The 16,232-nt window shown below is 70.8% G+C and carries 13 protein-coding genes; 6 read left to right on the forward strand and 7 right to left on the reverse strand.

Features of this window, described 5'->3' with window-relative positions:
- Positions 1 to 264 precede the first annotated feature (264 nt).
- Positions 265 to 609: a hypothetical protein gene (locus tag ACFWPS_RS07065; protein WP_383701918.1), complete on the reverse strand. Its 345-nt coding sequence runs from the start codon at positions 607 to 609 to the stop codon at positions 265 to 267.
- Positions 610 to 1,198: 589 nt separating this feature from the next.
- Between ACFWPS_RS07065 and ACFWPS_RS07070 the strand changes: the two genes are divergently transcribed.
- Together ACFWPS_RS07070 and ACFWPS_RS07075 are read left to right on the forward strand one after the other, a co-directional pair.
- Positions 1,199 to 1,603, forward strand: coding sequence for a DUF5994 family protein (locus ACFWPS_RS07070; RefSeq protein ID WP_383701920.1), 405 nt, complete (start codon positions 1,199 to 1,201; stop codon positions 1,601 to 1,603).
- 218 nt (positions 1,604 to 1,821) lie between these two features.
- Positions 1,822 to 2,514, forward strand: a complete 693-nt coding sequence (locus ACFWPS_RS07075) for a hypothetical protein (protein ID WP_383701922.1) — start codon at positions 1,822 to 1,824, stop codon at positions 2,512 to 2,514.
- A gap of 13 nt (positions 2,515 to 2,527) precedes the next feature.
- Here ACFWPS_RS07075 and ACFWPS_RS07080 read toward each other — a convergent pair whose 3' ends face one another.
- Both ACFWPS_RS07080 and ACFWPS_RS07085 read right to left on the reverse strand, forming a co-directional pair.
- Positions 2,528 to 3,538 (reverse strand): ABC transporter permease, encoded by a 1,011-nt coding sequence (locus ACFWPS_RS07080; protein WP_383701924.1) that lies wholly within the window; start codon positions 3,536 to 3,538, stop codon positions 2,528 to 2,530.
- A gap of 40 nt (positions 3,539 to 3,578) precedes the next feature.
- Positions 3,579 to 4,619 (reverse strand): substrate-binding domain-containing protein, encoded by a 1,041-nt coding sequence (locus tag ACFWPS_RS07085; protein ID WP_383701926.1) that lies wholly within the window; start codon positions 4,617 to 4,619, stop codon positions 3,579 to 3,581.
- Between the two features lie 224 nt (positions 4,620 to 4,843).
- Between ACFWPS_RS07085 and ACFWPS_RS07090 the strand changes: the two genes are divergently transcribed.
- The gene (locus tag ACFWPS_RS07090) at positions 4,844 to 5,611 is read left to right on the forward strand and encodes an ATP-binding cassette domain-containing protein (RefSeq protein ID WP_383701928.1); all 768 of its coding nucleotides are present in this window, start codon (positions 4,844 to 4,846) and stop codon (positions 5,609 to 5,611) included.
- Here the strand turns inward: ACFWPS_RS07090 and ACFWPS_RS07095 are convergent.
- Complete coding sequence (locus ACFWPS_RS07095) at positions 5,606 to 6,481, reverse strand: NADP-dependent oxidoreductase (RefSeq protein WP_383701930.1); 876 nt, start codon at positions 6,479 to 6,481, stop codon at positions 5,606 to 5,608. The genes ACFWPS_RS07090 and ACFWPS_RS07095 overlap by 6 nt on opposite strands.
- Positions 6,482 to 6,605: 124 nt before the next feature.
- On the opposite strand from ACFWPS_RS07095, the gene ACFWPS_RS07100 reads away from it, so the two are divergent.
- Entirely contained in the window at positions 6,606 to 7,541 is a 936-nt protein-coding gene (locus ACFWPS_RS07100) for a LysR family transcriptional regulator (RefSeq protein WP_383701932.1), read from the forward strand.
- Positions 7,542 to 8,240: 699 nt separating this feature from the next.
- Here ACFWPS_RS07100 and ACFWPS_RS07105 read toward each other — a convergent pair.
- The 3 genes from ACFWPS_RS07105 to ACFWPS_RS07115 all read right to left on the reverse strand — a co-directional run bounded on the left by ACFWPS_RS07105 (position 8,241) and on the right by ACFWPS_RS07115 (position 12,002).
- Entirely contained in the window at positions 8,241 to 10,115 is a 1,875-nt protein-coding gene (locus ACFWPS_RS07105; protein WP_383701934.1) for a DNA/RNA non-specific endonuclease, read from the reverse strand.
- Between the two features lie 464 nt (positions 10,116 to 10,579).
- Positions 10,580 to 11,014: a nuclear transport factor 2 family protein gene (locus tag ACFWPS_RS07110; protein WP_383701936.1), complete on the reverse strand. Its 435-nt coding sequence runs from the start codon at positions 11,012 to 11,014 to the stop codon at positions 10,580 to 10,582.
- 67 nt (positions 11,015 to 11,081) lie between these two features.
- Positions 11,082 to 12,002 carry a zinc-binding dehydrogenase gene (locus tag ACFWPS_RS07115; protein ID WP_383701938.1) on the reverse strand — a complete coding sequence of 307 codons (921 nt, stop codon included), beginning with the start codon at positions 12,000 to 12,002 and terminating at the stop codon, positions 11,082 to 11,084.
- 119 nt (positions 12,003 to 12,121) lie between these two features.
- Between ACFWPS_RS07115 and ACFWPS_RS07120 the strand changes: the two genes are divergently transcribed.
- Both ACFWPS_RS07120 and ACFWPS_RS07125 read left to right on the forward strand, forming a co-directional pair.
- The gene (locus ACFWPS_RS07120) at positions 12,122 to 13,138 is read left to right on the forward strand and encodes a LysR family transcriptional regulator (protein ID WP_383701940.1); all 1,017 of its coding nucleotides are present in this window, start codon (positions 12,122 to 12,124) and stop codon (positions 13,136 to 13,138) included.
- A gap of 553 nt (positions 13,139 to 13,691) precedes the next feature.
- Positions 13,692 to 16,115, forward strand: a complete 2,424-nt coding sequence (locus ACFWPS_RS07125; RefSeq protein ID WP_383701942.1) for an N-acetylmuramoyl-L-alanine amidase — start codon at positions 13,692 to 13,694, stop codon at positions 16,113 to 16,115.
- Positions 16,116 to 16,232: the final 117 nt, after the last annotated feature.

A 16,232-nucleotide genomic window follows, 5' to 3' on the forward strand; every position in this document is an offset into this window, starting at 1 on the left:
CCCGTCACGGGTTGCCCGCCCCCGGTGACCGAACGGAGCCGGGCCGATCGGCCCGTGCCCGACAGCAGAGGCCGATCCGAAGGCAGCTGTCGCGCCCGGCCGGAAGTACGGTGCGCACACCGGGACGTACCGCGCACCGGGACGTTCGGCGACCGGGACGTACCGCGCACCGATTCGGGCACCGGTGCCACTCTCGGTGATCGCCGGTGCCGGGGAAGGGGCCGCGTGAGCCCCCGCCGTTTTCCGGCGGGAGCCTGCCTCCGCCTACGTGCGCAGCAGCCGTTGGGTGAGCTCCCGGTACTGCCGCAGCGCGCCCCGCAGTTCGGCGGAGTCCGTTTCCGGGTCCCGGTCCTGCCAGCCGGCGCGAAGGCCCCGCCGCATCTCCGCAAGGGCGTTCGCGAGCTGGGCGGCGGCTTCGTCGAAGGCGCCCTCGGCCTCCTCCAGCGCCTCGCGCGGGGTGTCCGCGAAGGTGTTGACGGCGTGTCCGAGGCGGCGCACGATCTCGTCCCGTTCCTCCGGGGGGAGCAGCGGCTCCGGGCCCGTGGTGCGGCGTCCGCCCGGGCCCGGGGTCCGCTCCGGTGGCTGCTGGGCACGTGTCTGGTCGTACATCGTCGTGTGTACCGCTTCCGTTTGCGATGGGGGCACCGCCCGAAGGCGCCCTTCGCCTTCCCGACGGCCTGCTTCAGACTTCCGGAGACCCGGTCGACCCTGCCCTTCATTGCCATCAGCCGTCCCGTCAGTCAACGTCCGGCGACGATACGTGTCAACGCGGCGCAGGCCCGAGTGCATCCGGCCGAAGGCCGCTGATCAGCGGAATCCGGGTATCCCCCGGCCCGGGGAGTACGGTGGGCGGAACGAGGGTGCGTCGTGCCTATCCGACAGGCCGTCACCAGCACACCACCCATCCCCCAGGGGCAGTCCGTGACCCCGGCCGCACCTCCGTCCCAGCGGCCCTCGCCGAGGCCAAGGACCCCTCCATGCGCCCCAGCCCCGTTCACGCCCGCCCCGCTGTGGGCGGGACTTGCCCGCATCGCACTCTTCCACCACGCGGCCCGGAGCGTCGATTCGCCGTGCCACGTGGTCGGTGAGAGCGCCTCCCGCACCCGACGGCACGGCTGAGGGCCATGAAGGGCAGGGGCGCCGCGCGTCGCACCTGACGGCAACCACGCATCCATCTACGGAAGTTGGCAGCAGCCTCATGACCACCGCACTGCAACCACCGCTTCCCTCCCACCCCGTCCTCCGCCTGCGGCTGGCGCCCCGCAGCGAGCTGCCCCGGTCCATCGACGGAGCATGGTGGCCGCGCTCCTACGACCTCCTCGTGGAACTCCCGCGACTGCTGGCCGGGTTGCCGCGCGAGTGGGGCCACATCACCAGTGTCACCGTCAACGGGGCGGTGTGGTCCGCGGCGCCCGGCCGGATACTCGTCTCCAACCAGGTCGTACGACTGCACAGAGCCCTGGCGGCGAACGCCCCGCACACCGTCGTCCTGCTCGCCACCGGCCGAGGGCGCTGGGACCTTGTGGTCGTGCCTCCGGACACCACCGAGGACGCCGCCGAACCGCTCCTGGCGGCCGCGGCGGGCGCCCTCGGGGAGGGCTGACCCTGTCGTCCGTGACATCCCCGCCGGCCTTCCCGCCCTGATCAACCCACCCGCACCGGCCCTGTTCCCGGCGACCGCCGGGCCCGCCGGGGCGGGCCCGGCCGGGAGTACGGTGGAGAGACCGAGGGCATGCCGTGCACCGCCTCCGACACCGGTGCCGTTCTCGGGGATCGACGACGCCGGGGCGGCCTTCGCCCGTGCCCGGGGCAGGGTTGCTCATGCCCGCGCACGCGTTCCTCCCGGTGACCTTGGCCCTCCCCGCGCTCCAACCCGCACGGGGCAGGCCGCGCACTCGCCTGCCGGACCCGGCGAAGGCGGAGCGCCGCTCCTCGCCCGAGGTGGCGGAACGCGTCCGTCCGCTGACCCGTGGTCAGGTCGCGGACCGTCTGCAGGAGCTGGGTGACCTGTACGCGGAGACCTCCGGTGGCGACGCGTGGGCGTGGAACCAGGCGCGTGCCACCTTCCTGCTCCATCTCGCGGCCGACGCCCGGCGACCGGGGTTCTCCCTGCTGATAGCGGAGACCACGGCCCTGGCCGGATACGCCTACGGCTTCCCCACGGCCGGCGCGGGTCCGTGGTGGGCGGGGTTCGGCGGACGCGTCGGGGGGAGCCTGCTCCGGCGCACCACCCCCGGTGAGCTCTTCGTCGTCTCCGGAATCGTGGTGCCGCCACGCGTGCGCCGGGAGTACAAGGACCAGGTCTGGAACCTCGCCCGGCGCCTGCAGCGGCGACTGCTCGCCGACCACGGCGCCGCGCTCGGCGTCACGCTGGTCGACGCCCGGGACGCCAGGACGGTCGAGACCATGCGGTCCTGGGGCTGGCGGTACGCAGGAGACGACACCCTCCGGACCGTGCGACTGGCCGTGCCGCCCGGTCCGTTCCGCATTCTGGTACTGGCTCCGGGGACGTGAGCGTTCGCCGGTGTCAGCGCGTGCCGCCTCTGCGCAGGATCTTGTCCATGCCGACCGCGACGACGACGAGGGTTCCGGTCGCGATGTCCTGATAGAGGCTGTCGATACCCGCCTGGGTGAGACCGGAGCGCAGCACGTTGACGATGAGTGCCCCGATCAGCGTTCCGACGACGCTTCCCCGGCCGCCGAAGAGGCTGGTCCCGCCGATGACGACGGCGGTGATGCTCTCCAGATTCGCCGTCTGGTACGCGTTGGGGTCGGCATTGGGGATGCGGCCGAGGGCCTGCCAGGCGGCGATGCCGTAGAGGAGACCGGCGATGACGTAGACCGACAGGATCGTGCGCGGGACGTTGATGCCGGCCAGCCGGGCGGACTCGGGCGCGTTGCCGACGGCGTAGATGTGCCTGCCCCAGCCCGTCCTGGTGAGCACGTACCAGAAGAACGCGTACAGACCGAGAAGCAGGAACGTTCCCCAGGTGAGGAGTACGCCGCCGAGGTGGACACCCTGTCCCCAGAAGACGAGCAGGTCGCTGGTCACCGGAAAGCTGAGGGAATCGGAATAGAGCCTGCTCGTGGCGTAGACGACGCTCAGTGCGCCGAGGGTGACGATGAAGGGAGGCAGGTCCAGCCGGGCCACGAGCAGGCCGTTGACGCCCCCGAGGAAGGTCGCCACGGCCAGGCCGAGCAGCAGCGCCGCCACGGGGCTGTCCCCCTCGAAGACGAGCTTGGCCATGACGATCGTGCCGAGCACCGCGATGGCCCCGTTCGCCAGGTCGATGCCCGCGGTGAGGATGATCAGGGACTGCCCGAGCGCCAGGGTGCCGATCACGATGGTCTGCTGCAGCACCAGGGAGAGGTTCTCCGGCGTCATGAACGTGTCCGTCGTGAGCGAGAAGACCAGTACGGCGACGGCCAGGGCGGCGAGGGGGCCGACCACCGGCGTGCGCAGGGCGTACCGCAGCGCCTCCCGCAACAGGCCGCCCGGCTGTCTCGCGGCGGTGCTGGTGGTACCGGGAGATCTCATGATCCTTTACTGGTCCCTTCCACCGGTCGGCGCCCGAGGGTCATCCCCAGCAGTGCCGGAGTCCCCAGTCCGTGTTGCGGGACGCCAGTCCCCGCACCGGCTTGTCGGTGATGAGTTGCGTGCCCGTGTCGGTGAAGCCGACCGGTTTCTTCCCGCTCCTGGCGAACTCGGTGACCGCGGCCACTCCGTCGTCGGCCATCCTGACCGGGAACTGCATCACGGTGGCCGCGTACGTGCCGGCTCTGACGGCCCGCACGCCGTGGCATCCGCCGTCGATGGTGCCGATGGTCACCTGCCGGGTGAGGCCGCGTGCGGCGATGGCCGCGGAGGTACCGTCGGCGACCGGTTCGTTGATGGTGTAGGCCGAGTTCACGTGGGTCGTACGCTGCAGCAGGTTCTCCGTCGCGGTCTGCGCCACGTTGCGGTCGCCGTTGGTGTTCGCCCGCCCGCGGATCGCCGGTGAGTCGTTCTCGATCCCGAAGCCCTTGAGGAACCCGTCGTGACGCTGCTGGCTGACCGAGGAGCCCTCCGTACCGTCCAGCATGATCAGCTCGGGGGGCCGGTCGGCGAGTACGGCCCTGACATACGCGCCCTGGAGGCGTCCGGCCTCGGCGTTGTCGGTCGCGTACGTGGCGTCCACGGCGTCCGCCGGGTCCGTGGCGGTGTCCAGCGCGATCACCAGGATGCCCGCCCGCCGGGCTTCCGCGATGACGCCCAGGATCCCCGTCGTGTTCGACGGCGTGATCAGGATCCCCTGCACATGGCGGGCGATGAGGCTCTCCACCGCGGCGACCTGGCCCTCGTTGTCGCCGTCGAACTTCCCGGCCAGGGCGATGAGCTCGGCGCCGTTCTTCTTCGCCGCGGCCGCGGCGGCCTTGCGCATGGTCACGAAGAACGGGTTGGTCTCGGTCTTGGTCACCAGACCGATCGTGACCTTACGGTGCTCGCCGTCACCCGAGGCGCCCTGACTCCCGCCGCAGCCGGCGGCGGCGAGCAGCAACGTGCCCGCCAGGAGGAGCGTGACCCCCTGCCGGGGGCGCCGTGGCCGGCTGCGCCTGCGGAGGGGGTGATGGTGCGCCATCGGTGACACCCTCCTCTGACCGCGGCCGGGGCCGGCGCCTGGAAGCCTCCGCGATCCACATAAGTGTGCCCATATCGTTAATAAATATCGCATTATGCCCTCAGTCCAGTCTCCTCCTCGGCGGCCTGCCGGCTGGCGGTTTGCACCCGCCCCGAGAGGGGCGAAAGATGATGATTTGACGCGAGGAGCGTCACCACGACCGGGGCGAAGAGGGTGAGATTCGCGTGACTGGGCCGCCCCTGCTGTCGCTACGCGGAATCTCCAAGCGATTCGGTGCCGTCCAAGCCCTCCAGGATGTCGATCTGGAGCTCCGCAGAGGCGAGGTTGTCGCCCTCTTGGGCGACAACGGTGCCGGCAAGTCCACCCTCATCAAGGTCATCGCGGGTGTCGACCCCGCCGACAAGGGCGTCATCGAGTGGGAGGGCCAGGTGGTCCACATCAGGACCCCTCGGATCGCTCAGCGCCTGGGCATCGCGACCGTCTACCAGAACCTGGCGCTGTGCAACTACCTCGATGTCGCCGAGAACCTCTTCCTGGGACGGGAACGGCGGTGCCCCGGTGCCCGGGGTCGCCTGTTCCGGTTGATGGACAAGGACGGCATGCGCAGGGAGGCTCTGCAGCAGCTCGACGCACTGGGCATCCGTGTTCCCGACGTGCGTGCTCCGGTCGCTTCGCTGTCTGCGGGCCAGCGGCAGACCGTGGCGATCTCCCGCGCGCTTCTCGGCCGGCCCAAGGTGGTCCTCCTCGATGAGCCCACCGCGGCGCTGGGCGTTTCTCAGGCCGGTCATGTCCTCGATCTCGTCGACGAGCTCCGCGAACAGGACATCGGAGTGATTCTCATCAGCCACAACCTGGGAGACGTCAAGGCTGTGGCGGACGAGGCGGCGGTGCTGCGGCTGGGCCGCAACAACGGCCTCTTCCATGTGCCGACCACACCGCAGGAAAGGATCTTCTCCTCCATCATCGGCGTCACGAGCAACAACCGGTCATGACCGCCTTGCGGCCGAGGCCCTTTCCGTCGGGGCCGACGCGGCCTCCGCGGTGGTCCGGGCGAGGAGGTCCGGCCTGTCCCGCATCATGTAGTTGCTCACGGCGATCCGCTCGGAGGCCGGCGGCTCCGGCGGCGCGGTGAAGGACACGGACACCGCCGTGCCACCGTCGCGCACGAGTCCGGCGTACGAGCCGAAGCGGGCCGTGTCGCGAGTGAGGTCGAGGAAGGCGTCGATCCCGTCGGGACGCGTCCTGCGGACCTGCTGCACGATGTCGCCTGCCGTGCAGTCGGCCGTCTCGGCGGCGCCGAGGCCGCGGATCCACCGGGCGGCGTCGGGCCGGGCGGTCGCGATGACCTCCGCACCGCGGGCGGCCGCCGGCTGGACGGCGAAAACGCCCACCCCGCCGGTGGCTCCGACGATCAGGACCGACTGCCCGGCTCGCACGCCGACGGCCTCGATGACGCCCGGCGCGGTCATGCCCGCGGTCCGCAGTGCCGCCGCGATCTCGGCGGGCATGCCGTCCGGGACCAGCTGGAGCGCCCCGCCCGCCGGCACCTCCGGGACCACCGAGTACTCGGCGATGGTGCCGTGGCCCAACGGCGTGCGGCGGAACTGGCCGTGCACGGTGTCACCGGGCCGGAACCCGCGCACGCCCTCCCCGGTCTCCGTCACCCGGCCCATGCCGTCCACCCCCAGGACGAGCGGCGTCACGTACGGCATGGGCAGTCGGCCCTCGGCGATGCCCATGTCGACCGGGTTCAGCGACGCCGCCGCCAGTTCGACCAGGACCTCCCCCGGTCCCGGGCCGGGGACGGGGAGCTCCGTCAGTTCGGGCGTGTCACCGATCCGGTGCACCCCGACAGCGCGCATGGCTCATCCCCTGTTCCGCGGTCCTGTTCCTCGGCGACCGTGCGGGGCGCCGACGGCCGCCAGTGAACCCGGCACGGTGCTGGACCTGAAGGACCGATTCCGCCGCGGTTGATACCCTGCAGGTATGAATGATCTGGAGACGCGGCAGCTCCGGTATTTCGTCGCGGTCGCCGAAGAACTGCACTTCGGACGCGCGGCCGAGCGGCTCGGCATGGCGCAGCCACCGCTGTCCCGCGCGATCCGGGAGTTGGAACGCCAGCTCGGTGTGGCGCTGCTGAGACGCACCACACGCCGGGTCACGCTCACCCCGGCCGGGGAGGTCATGCTGCAGGACGCCCGGACCGCCCTCGACGCGGTCAGCTCCGCCGGCCGACGCGCCCGGCATGCGGGCGAGCCCACCCCTCGGCTGCGGCTCGCGCTCAAGCCCGACGTCGACGGCGGCCTGCTGCCGCGGATCCTCGACGCGTACGCCGGAGAGGAGGCGGCCCTGCCGGTCCACCTGGTGCTCGGCCGCATCGGCGAGCAGGCGCAGGCGGTGCGGGACGGCCGTGCCGACACCGCGCTGCTGCTCAACCCCTTCGACGACCGTGGCCTGGATTCCGAGCCGCTGATCACCGAACCGTTCCTGCTCGCCCTGGCCGCCGCGGACCCCCTGGCCGCCCGCCCGTCCCTGCGACTGGCCGACCTTGCGGGCCTCAGCCTCCCCGACGGCGGTCCCGCGGACCAGGGCCCCGGTGCCGGCCGGCACGGCCGGACCGGGCCAGGCGGCGACATGGCCACGGCGAGCACCGCGGAGGGCACCTCCGACCTGCCGGAGATCTTCCGGCTCGTCGAACTCGGCAGCGTCGTCTGCTTCTTCCCCGCCTCGCTCACCCGGCGCTATCCACGACCCGAGATCGCCTACCGGCCGGTCGAGGACCTGGAACCGACCACGCTGGCGGTCGCGTGGCCGCACGGCTCCCGTTCCGCGGCCGTCGCAGCCTTCGTCCGCACCGCCACCGCGGTCGCGGCGGCGACCCGACCCCAGGGCCGGGAAACACCTCGGACAGCAACTGCCTGACGCCATCGCGGGTGGCTCCTGCAAGAGCGTCCAACGGCCCTGCCGAACGGGATCTGCGAACTCGATCCAGACACCGGGTCCGTCGATGCGCACGTAGTCACCCTGGCTGCTCAGGCCGCTAGAGGGCGGATCACGCCGCCGTCGACCACGGTTGTCCGCTCTCACGGGCCCGCTTCGGGCACGGACGCCCCCGCCCGGCAGCCGCTGGATATGTGCGTACGACGCCTGCACCGACCGGTCCGCATCGTGTCTTGGGCTGGTCCGGAGTGTCCGTCGCGACCGCTCACGGATCCTCGCCCGCTCCGGCTCGTGCTGTCCTCGAAACACCGTGCGTACCGGGACCCTTGTCGCCTGTTGTCCGCAGCGACGAGCGACGGGGGTTCGCGTGCCTGTCAAAACGACGAGACCAGCCCTGATCGAGCAGGGGCACTGGCTGACGGTATGGGACTGCAAGAGGGTCCTGGTGGTCGTGCACACCGTGGCCTTCGCCCAACTACTGTGCGAGGTCTTTGAGTTGCTGGAGACCGACCTGCGGGTTCAGTCTTTGGGGTCCTCGACGATCAGGGGGCGTACAGGCTGCGGTCGAGCTGGACGCCGATGTGCGGGCGGGATGCCGTCCATGTCGACGTACTGCGGGTGTACCGCGTCCGTGAGACGGACGGGGTACACCCATGCGCACGGGCCGGGGGATCCGGCGGATCAGCCCCAGTGGATGTCGGCCAGTGTGTCCAATGGCATCCGCTCGGCCACGGACTCGGGTACGAGCAGGTGGTCGCCTTTGTGGAGGGTGGCGGGGAAGCGGATGTGGGTGCGCTGTTCGAGCTCGTCGAGGGTGACCTGGAAGACGCGGAACTCGTCGAGGTCGAGGACTTCGAGCTGGTCCAGGTTCTGCGTGAGCAGGAACGCCTTGGCCTTCAGCTCACCCCGCTCGACGAAGCCGATGACCTTCCAGAACTCGCGGGGTATCTTCACCCCGCGGTACACGCGGTCGTCCTCCTGGAAGACCGGTCCGCCGAAGACGCTGACCTTGAGGTCGTCGACGTCGACGTCGGCGAAGACGGCGTCTTCCAGCTCGCCCCACAGGCCGTCCTTGGCGCTCTGGTTGAAGTCGTCCATCTGGGGGGTGATGTTGGTGTAGAAGAACGAGTCGGTGTTCGCCTTGTGCGCCTCGGGCAGGCTGCCCCACAGCAGGTCGGCGCGGCGGGCTATGTGGCCGCGGTCGAGCCGGTTGGTCTCGTACAGTTCGTTGCCGACCTGGGTGTTCGCGGGCAGTCGCGGGTCCTTGGTGAACGGGATCCCGGAGCGGCTGAGTTTCTTCAGGCTGGCGCCGTCGATGTTCCAGCTCACCCATATGGGCAGGCGCCGCTTCTTGCTGAGCGTCAGCGAGAAGTGCGTGTAGTCGATGACCTCGGTCCCGTCGAGCCGTACGGCGTCGCCGCTGAGCTGTGCGGAAAGTCGCGGGACGTCGATCTGCTCGTCGAGGAACTGCGGGTTGTAGCCCAGCAGGGGTTGCACTTCCTCGGGGGTGGGCTGCTGCAGGCTGATGCCGAGCTTCTCGAACACGGAGCTCGACAGGCAGGCCAGTGCGTGGTCGTCCGGGTCGCCGGCGCTTTCGCCGCCGAAGTGGAGTCCGGCGATGACCTTGCCGGGCCGGCCGTTCTGCTTGAACAGCCACGCCGCGCCAGAGTCGCCGCCGCTGCTGATCTGCCGGTCCGCGGCCGGGTGCTCGCTGTCGGGCCCGATCTCGAAGCACCCGATGGTCCGCTCGCCGACGTCGCCCCCATAGTCGATCTTGACCATGGTCCCGATACGGCGCACGATCCCGTGCGTGACGCCCGTCGTACGGCCGCTCTTGATCACCTTGTCGCCCAGCTCCGGCTCGCCCAGCTCCTGGGGTGCCACGCCGAGGTCCAGGATCTTCGGGTCGAACGTGCGTCCGCCGTCGATGGTCGCGACGGCGCAGTCACCGGCCGGACCGAGATGGGAGCGCTTGAGGGCGCCGAGGTGGTTGCGGGAGACGCGGTTGTCGTCGAACCGGCCGGGCTGCACGATCTCCTCGCCCAGCTGACCGTCCGGGCCCTGCAGGACATGCCAGTTGCTGAGCACGTACGGGGTGCCGTCCGTCTTGTCGAACACGATGCAGCCGATGGTGCCGGCCGTCACGGTCACACCTCCGACGCTCGCTCCCGGGATGATCGGGTCGAGGTGCCTCTTGCGCTCCGGCTGCTCCGCCTCGGCCACCACCCGGAAGTGCGGCGTGTAGCTGCGCTGGACGACGTCGGTCGGCACCTGTATGCCGTCCACCGTGACGGTGTCCGGTATCCGGGTCGTGCCCAGTGCCTCCAGCGCCTCCGGCTCGGCCTTGCTGTCGACCGTGAACTGCAGCACGACCTGCTTGCCCCGCACCCCGTTCTTGATCTTCTGGCCGATGCCGACGGACGACACGTTGGGGTCCTTCAGCAGGTCCGGTCCTCGCGTGCGGATGTACTGCTTCAGGGAGTCGATCAGCTTGTCCTGGGCAGAGGCGGATTTCCTCGGCGGCGACGCAGCCTTCTTCTTGCCGTTGACGGTCATGAGTCCCAAACGTCCTTTCGCGGAAGGAGCGGCACGCGCAACGTGCACCGCGAACCGGCCGGAGCCGGCCCGGCGTCCCCTTGGGCGTCCACTGATCGACTGTTCGACATCTCATCGAATCAGCGATATGCGGCATATGCCGTGATTTAGTAACCCAAGAGAGCAGGGGGTGAGTGACGCGGTCCGGCAGAGCAGATGCCTCCGTCCCGCTTCACGGGTCGAGCAGCGCTTGCAACTTCCCGTCCCCCTTCCGCCGGTGGCTTCGGCGACGCCGGTGGCGCCCGCCCGTACGCCGGTGACCCGGAACCGCGGGGAGCCCCTCTTCGCGGGTCAAGGGGCGTCAGCCTTCGAAGCGGGTGCCGGCCCGAAGGGTCGCCGTCGCAGGAGCACGGTTCCGTACCGGCAGGCCGTGGAGGGACCCGCCGGAGCGCAATGATCGACGAGGCCCGCGTCCTCGGGGCGGGTCACTCGGTGCCGGCGGGACGGTGAGCGTCCTCGTCCGGGAAGAGGGTTGCGGCCACGTGCCGGGTGTCGGCGTATTCGACGACCGACGCGATCCTGCCGTCGCGGACCGTGTAGATGCCGAGGCAGCGGTTGTCGTAGGTGTCGCCGCGCACGGTCGTGGCCCTGGCGGTCCATTCGGCCACCACGCGGTCGCCCTCGGCGATGGTGCTGACCAGTTCGATTGCCAGGGTGCCGGGGACGAAGGCAGGTCCCATGCCGCCGAGGAACTCGTTGATGATCGCGTCGCGTCCGTGCCACACCTTGGAGATGGGCAGGTCGCCCGGATAGTGCCAGGTCGCGTCCGCGTGGAAGCTGTCGTGGATGACATCGCCGTCGCCGTCGCGGACGGCCTCGACATAGCGGATGACGACGGCCCGGGGGTCGCTGGTGGTCATGATTCTGCTCCTTCGGCCGGTCTTGCCGCCGGTCGTCTCGGTGAGGTTCAGGACAGGGTGGCGGGGTTCAGGACAGGGTGAGGACGGCCTTGCCGCGGATGCGGCGGTCGCGCAGGGCGGCGAGGACGGTCGCGGTGTCGGCCCAGTCGGTGACACGGCCGATCTCGGGGTGCAGTCGGCCTTCGGCGGTCAGCCGGACGAGCGCCGCCAGATCGTCGTCGAGGCGGCTGTCCGCGTCGAGGTAGTGGAAATGACGGATGGTGGCCGACTCGGGTCCGGTGAAGAAGTCGAAGAAGTCGAGCGTCGCCGGCATGCGGCTGGCCTGCCCGAACCAGATCGCCGTGCCGCGCCTGGCGAGCCGCGCGAGCGCGAGGGAGAGTGCCGGCCCGCCGGTCGACTCCAGCACGATGTCGTAAGGGCCCTGAGCATCGGTGACGTGGTGGACGACATCGGTGGCGCCGAGTTCCGCGAGCCGCGCGCCGCGCTCGGCGTTCCTGGTCACGGCGGTGACCTGGGCCCCGGCGGCGGTCGCGAGCTCGGTGACGAAGTGGCCCACACCCCCGGAAGCACCGGTCAGCAGGATCCGCCGTCCCAGCACAGGTCCGGCGGCGCGCAGCAGCCGCAGCGCGGTGAGCCCGGCAAGCGGCAGCGCCGCGCCCTGGACCGCGGAGACGCTGTCCGGCAGCTCGGCGAGCGCGTCGGTCGGCACGGCCACGTACTCCGCCCAGCCGCCTCCCATGGGATGGCCGACGACCCGGGTGACCCCGGACGGTCCGCTGCCGTCGGCGGCCGACTGCACCACCAGCCCCGCGATGTCCTTGCCCGGCCGGTCGCCGGAGGCGGGCTTCGCCAGCTTGAACGTCTCACCCCGGTTGACGGAGAAGGCTTCGACCTTCACCAGCACTTCGTCGGGGCGAGGCGTCGGCTCCGCGACATCGGCGAGCACGACCGGCTCGGAGGGATCTCCGGTCGGTATGAAGGCTTTCATCGTGATCTTCCCCTCGGTGGCGGTGTCCTCGGGGACCATCCGACCGGGCGGAGCGGGGGCTCGGCCAACAACGAATCAGCCCGGCCGACAACGCCCGGTTGTCGCATAAGGTCAATGGCATGGACCTCGATCTCGCGCTGGTCCGCGCTTTTGTCGCGACAGCCCGGACCCTGCACTTCGGGAGGGCCGCCGATGAGCTGGGCACCAGCCAGCAGGCACTGTCCAAGCGCATAGCGCGGCTGGAGAAGCTGCTGTCCGTGCAGCTGTTCGAGCGCCAGGGTGGGGTCCGGCTGAGCGAGGCCGGGGAGCGGTTTCTGCCGGCCGCACGCGAGGCGCTCGCTGCGGGCGATCGCGCGATCGCGGCGGTGACGGGTGCCGGACCGGTCGTACGGATCGACACCTGGGGACATCTGTACGCACCGATGCGCACGGTCGCCGACGCCGTACAGGCACTCGGCCCGGTGCGGTGGGAGCCGAGCCCGGGACGGGACTGGCCGTCGGTGGCGGAGGCGTTGCTGCGCGGCGACACCGATCTGGGATTCGGCCGGGTGCATCCGCTCCCCGACGGCCGGGACGCGGGCCTCACCCAGCGGCTGGTACGGCTGGAACCCGTCGACGCGGTCGTCGGCCCGTCCCACCCACTGGCCGTCGCCGACGTACTGCGCCCTGCGGACCTGCGCGACAGCGTGCTGTGGTGTCCGGCGGAACTGACCCGCCTCGACTTCCTGCGCCGCTTCGCCGACGAATTCCGGATACCGCGCCGGCACGACGGCCCCAATCTGGGCCTGGACCATCTTGTACGGCACATCCGCACCGAGCCCGACGCCTTCACCCTCTTCCCCGCCGACGCGCCGCTGCCGGACCACGCGGGCCTGCGCTGTATCCCCCTCGCCGACCCGACACCGCTGTACGCGTGGTCGCTTGCCTGGCTCGAGTCCTCCCGCCACCCCGGACTCGACACCTTGCTACGAGGCTTCGCCGAAGCCGGCCGTACTCGGCGCTGGCTGGACTACACACCGCAGCGTGACTGGCTCCCCGACATCGACCACCCGAAACTCACGGTTCACGAGCCACCGGCCGCCGTCGCGGGCGTGCCGAGGCCGGTCCGACTTCCGCCATCGCGGACAAGCCCGTGACGAGCGGCGCAGCCTCGGTGTCGAGCGATGAACAAGCCCCAGGCCACTGGCCTGGGGCTTCAAGAGGAGCGGGTGACGAGAGTCGAACTCGCGCTCTCAGCTTGAGAAGCGAGGGTGCCTGTGTGGCCGTGCAGGCTCTGACCTGACGTCGGATTGCAGATGCAGACTCCTGTAGCAGCGTAGGCGGCCCGAGGACGGTGGGGGCCCGATGGGCGGTCGCGTTCGGCCGAGTGGAGTGACCCGGCCCGGTGCGGAGGCATGAAGATCCTTCTGCGCCGCGATCCTCGAACGCCTCGGTACCAAGGGCCGACCCTCACGCTTTCCGGTGTGCAAGGGCCGCGAAAGCCGCCGTTGGCGTGCGTCCGTCCCTGCCCGGGTCCGGGAAAGGTGACGCTTGATCGTTCGGGTGCGCTGGTATTCCAGGGCACTCCGGTGACGGCTGTGCCCTGCGATGGCTGATGACAACTACAACGGGGCTTCTGGGTGGGGCATGAGAACTGAACATGGTGTTCGGCGCGGTCGGCGTCGAGCTGGTCCGAAGAAGCGGACGTGGGTGGCGTTGGGGGCGGTCGTCGCCGGTGGCGGCGTGGCTGTGGCGACCGTCGCCATGGCCGGCTCACCAGGCCATGGAGCGCCGGCCGCGCAGGGACCGATCAAGACGCATGTCCACTCGCTGTCCCTGACCGGAGCCGGCGCGTCGCTCAAGACGCTGGGGGCCCGGTCCACGGCTCCGTTCAGCATGGTCGGTGTCACCTGGAACGGCGCGCACGCCAAGCTGCACGGCACGGTGGAGGTGCGGACCCGTTCCGCCGCCGACGGTCACTGGACCGAGTGGCTGAAGATGCAGCAGCCGGACGAGCTCCCCGACGCCGCTGAGCTGAACCGTCCCGGTGTGCGCGGCGGGATGTCCCCGATGTGGTCGGGGCCGTCGAACGGAGTCCAGGTCCGCGCGACCGGCGCGGGCAGGACCACCGCGTTGCCCGCCGGGCTGCGGGTGGACCTGGTCGATCCGGGCAAGCCCGCCACCGGCGGGGCACAGCACTCCGGCATGGGTCTGGCGGACTACGCCATGGATGCGACGGCCTCCGACACCGCCTCCCCGACGGCCACCGACACCACCTCGCCGACGGACAGCTCCGCCCCGACCGACACCGCGACGGCCACCACGGGCACCGGCGCCTCGGACACCCCGACCGCGGCGGACTCCGCGTCGCCCACGGACACCTCCACGGCCACGGGCTCCACATCCGCCACCCCGTCCACCGGGACCTCCGCCTCGACCTCGCCGAGCGCGTCCCCGACGGCCTGGCCCAGCCAGCTTCCGACGACGTCCGAGGCGTATCCGTCCTGCACGACCTCCTCGGCCGGCCCGTCCGCGTCGGCGTCGCCGACCCCGCCCGACCCGATGCCGGCCGCGACCGTCTCGACGGTGGCGCCGCCCACTGTGGTGACCCGGGCCGGCTGGGGCGCGGACGAGTGCGCGCGGGAATCGGGTTACCCGTCGTACGGCTCGGCGGCGAAGGTGATGTTCGTCCACCACACGGACACCACCAACAACTACTCCTGTGCCGACTCCCCGGCGATCGTGCGCGGCATCTACGCCGAGCACCTCAACCAGGGCTGGCGCGACCTGGGGTACAACTTCCTCGTCGACAAGTGCGGCACCATCTTCGAGGGCCGCTTCGGCGGGATGGCGCTACCCGTCGTCGGCGCCCAGACCTACGGGTTCAACACCAACAGCATGGGCGTGGCCGCCATCGGCACGTACACCGACCTCAGCGGCGGCGACTCCACGGCCAGCACCTTCACCGGGGCCGCGCCGAGCCAGGCGATGCTGGGCTCCATCGCCCGCATCGCGGCCTGGAAGTTCGGCATGACCGGCGTGAACCCGGGCACCGGTACCGCGTCCCTGCCGGAGGGCGCCTCCGACAGCTACGGCTTCACCCTGGGCAAGAGCTACAGCTTCAACGCGATCTCCGGGCACCGCAACGGCTTCGCCACCGACTGCCCCGGCAACCAGCTCTACAACGCCCTGAGCACGATCCGCTCCTACGCGGCCGGCCCGGTCGGCGCGGTCTCCGTCACCGGGATGTCCGGCGGGGCGGCCGAGTCCGGGACGAGCTACTACACCAAGGGCGCGGCCACGGTGAGCTGGACGACCGCCACGCCGTCCGCGGTGATCTCCGGCTTCGACGTCCTGGTCGACGGCAAGGCCGTGGCCCACACCTCCGGCTCCGCCCGCTCCGCCTCGGTCTCGGTCGCCTCCGGCAGCCACACCGTCCAGGTGCGCGCCACCCACGTCCGAGGGGCGACCACGCTGTCCGGCTCGGTCACTCTGGTCGGCGACACCACCGCGCCCACGTTCCCGACCGCTCCCGGCGTGCGGGTGCGCACCGGCACGGTGAACTCCACCGCTGTCCCGGTCACGGTGACCTGGAAGGCCGCCGACAGCGCGGCGCTCGCCAAAGTCATGGCGACCTCGCCGTCCTCGGCCACCTTCGGCCCGACGGCGACCTCCTGGTCGACCGGGGCCAAGCCCGGCACGTCGGACCTGTTCGCCCTGAAGGCGTACGACGTGGCCGGCAACGCCACCGGCGCCTCCGTCCACCGGACGCCGAACATCATCCAGGAGACCTCCACCACCCGGACCGGCACCTGGACGCACAAGAGCAGCACCAGCTACCTGGGCGGGTACTCCTACGGTGCCTCGTCCGCCGGGGCCTCGATCAGCTGGACCTTCACCGGACGCTCAGTGGCCTGGATCGTCTCGCGGGCCGCCACCTCAGGCCAGGCGTATATCTACGTCGACGGCACCAAGGTCACCACGGTGGACCTGAAGTCCTCCACCACCCTCTACCGCCAGGCGATCTGGACCAAGACCTGGTCGACGTCCGCCAAGCACACCCTGAAGATCGTCGTGGTCGGCACCGCGGGCCGCCCGACCGTCACCACCGACGGCATCGCAACCATCGGCTGAACCGTCGGCCGTACCTCAAGAAGGAGCCCTCTGCCCGCGGGAGATCCGTGGGCAGAGGGCTCTTTCGGGCCCTCCGCCGTCTCTGCCGAGTCCTCAACCGAGCAACAGGCACACGCT

Source organism: Streptomyces sp. NPDC058457 (assembly GCF_042720695.1).
In the GTDB taxonomy this organism is placed as follows: domain Bacteria; phylum Actinomycetota; class Actinomycetes; order Streptomycetales; family Streptomycetaceae; genus Streptomyces.

What these genes read in the sequence shown, in the direction of transcription:
- ACFWPS_RS07065 (WP_383701918.1), bottom strand. Translation starts at nt 609, where the DNA reads ATGTACGACCAGACACGTGCCCAGCAGCCACCGGAGCGGACCCCGGGC.
- ACFWPS_RS07070 (WP_383701920.1), top strand. Translation starts at nt 1,199, where the DNA reads ATGACCACCGCACTGCAACCACCGCTTCCCTCCCACCCCGTCCTCCGC.
- ACFWPS_RS07075 (WP_383701922.1), top strand. Translation starts at nt 1,822, where the DNA reads ATGCCCGCGCACGCGTTCCTCCCGGTGACCTTGGCCCTCCCCGCGCTC.
- ACFWPS_RS07080 (WP_383701924.1), bottom strand. Translation starts at nt 3,538, where the DNA reads ATGAGATCTCCCGGTACCACCAGCACCGCCGCGAGACAGCCGGGCGGC.
- ACFWPS_RS07085 (WP_383701926.1), bottom strand. Translation starts at nt 4,619, where the DNA reads ATGGCGCACCATCACCCCCTCCGCAGGCGCAGCCGGCCACGGCGCCCC.
- ACFWPS_RS07095 (WP_383701930.1), bottom strand. Translation starts at nt 6,481, where the DNA reads ATGCGCGCTGTCGGGGTGCACCGGATCGGTGACACGCCCGAACTGACG.
- ACFWPS_RS07100 (WP_383701932.1), top strand. Translation starts at nt 6,606, where the DNA reads ATGAATGATCTGGAGACGCGGCAGCTCCGGTATTTCGTCGCGGTCGCC.
- ACFWPS_RS07105 (WP_383701934.1), bottom strand. Translation starts at nt 10,115, where the DNA reads ATGACCGTCAACGGCAAGAAGAAGGCTGCGTCGCCGCCGAGGAAATCC.
- ACFWPS_RS07110 (WP_383701936.1), bottom strand. Translation starts at nt 11,014, where the DNA reads ATGACCACCAGCGACCCCCGGGCCGTCGTCATCCGCTATGTCGAGGCC.
- ACFWPS_RS07115 (WP_383701938.1), bottom strand. Translation starts at nt 12,002, where the DNA reads ATGAAAGCCTTCATACCGACCGGAGATCCCTCCGAGCCGGTCGTGCTC.
- ACFWPS_RS07120 (WP_383701940.1), top strand. Translation starts at nt 12,122, where the DNA reads ATGGACCTCGATCTCGCGCTGGTCCGCGCTTTTGTCGCGACAGCCCGG.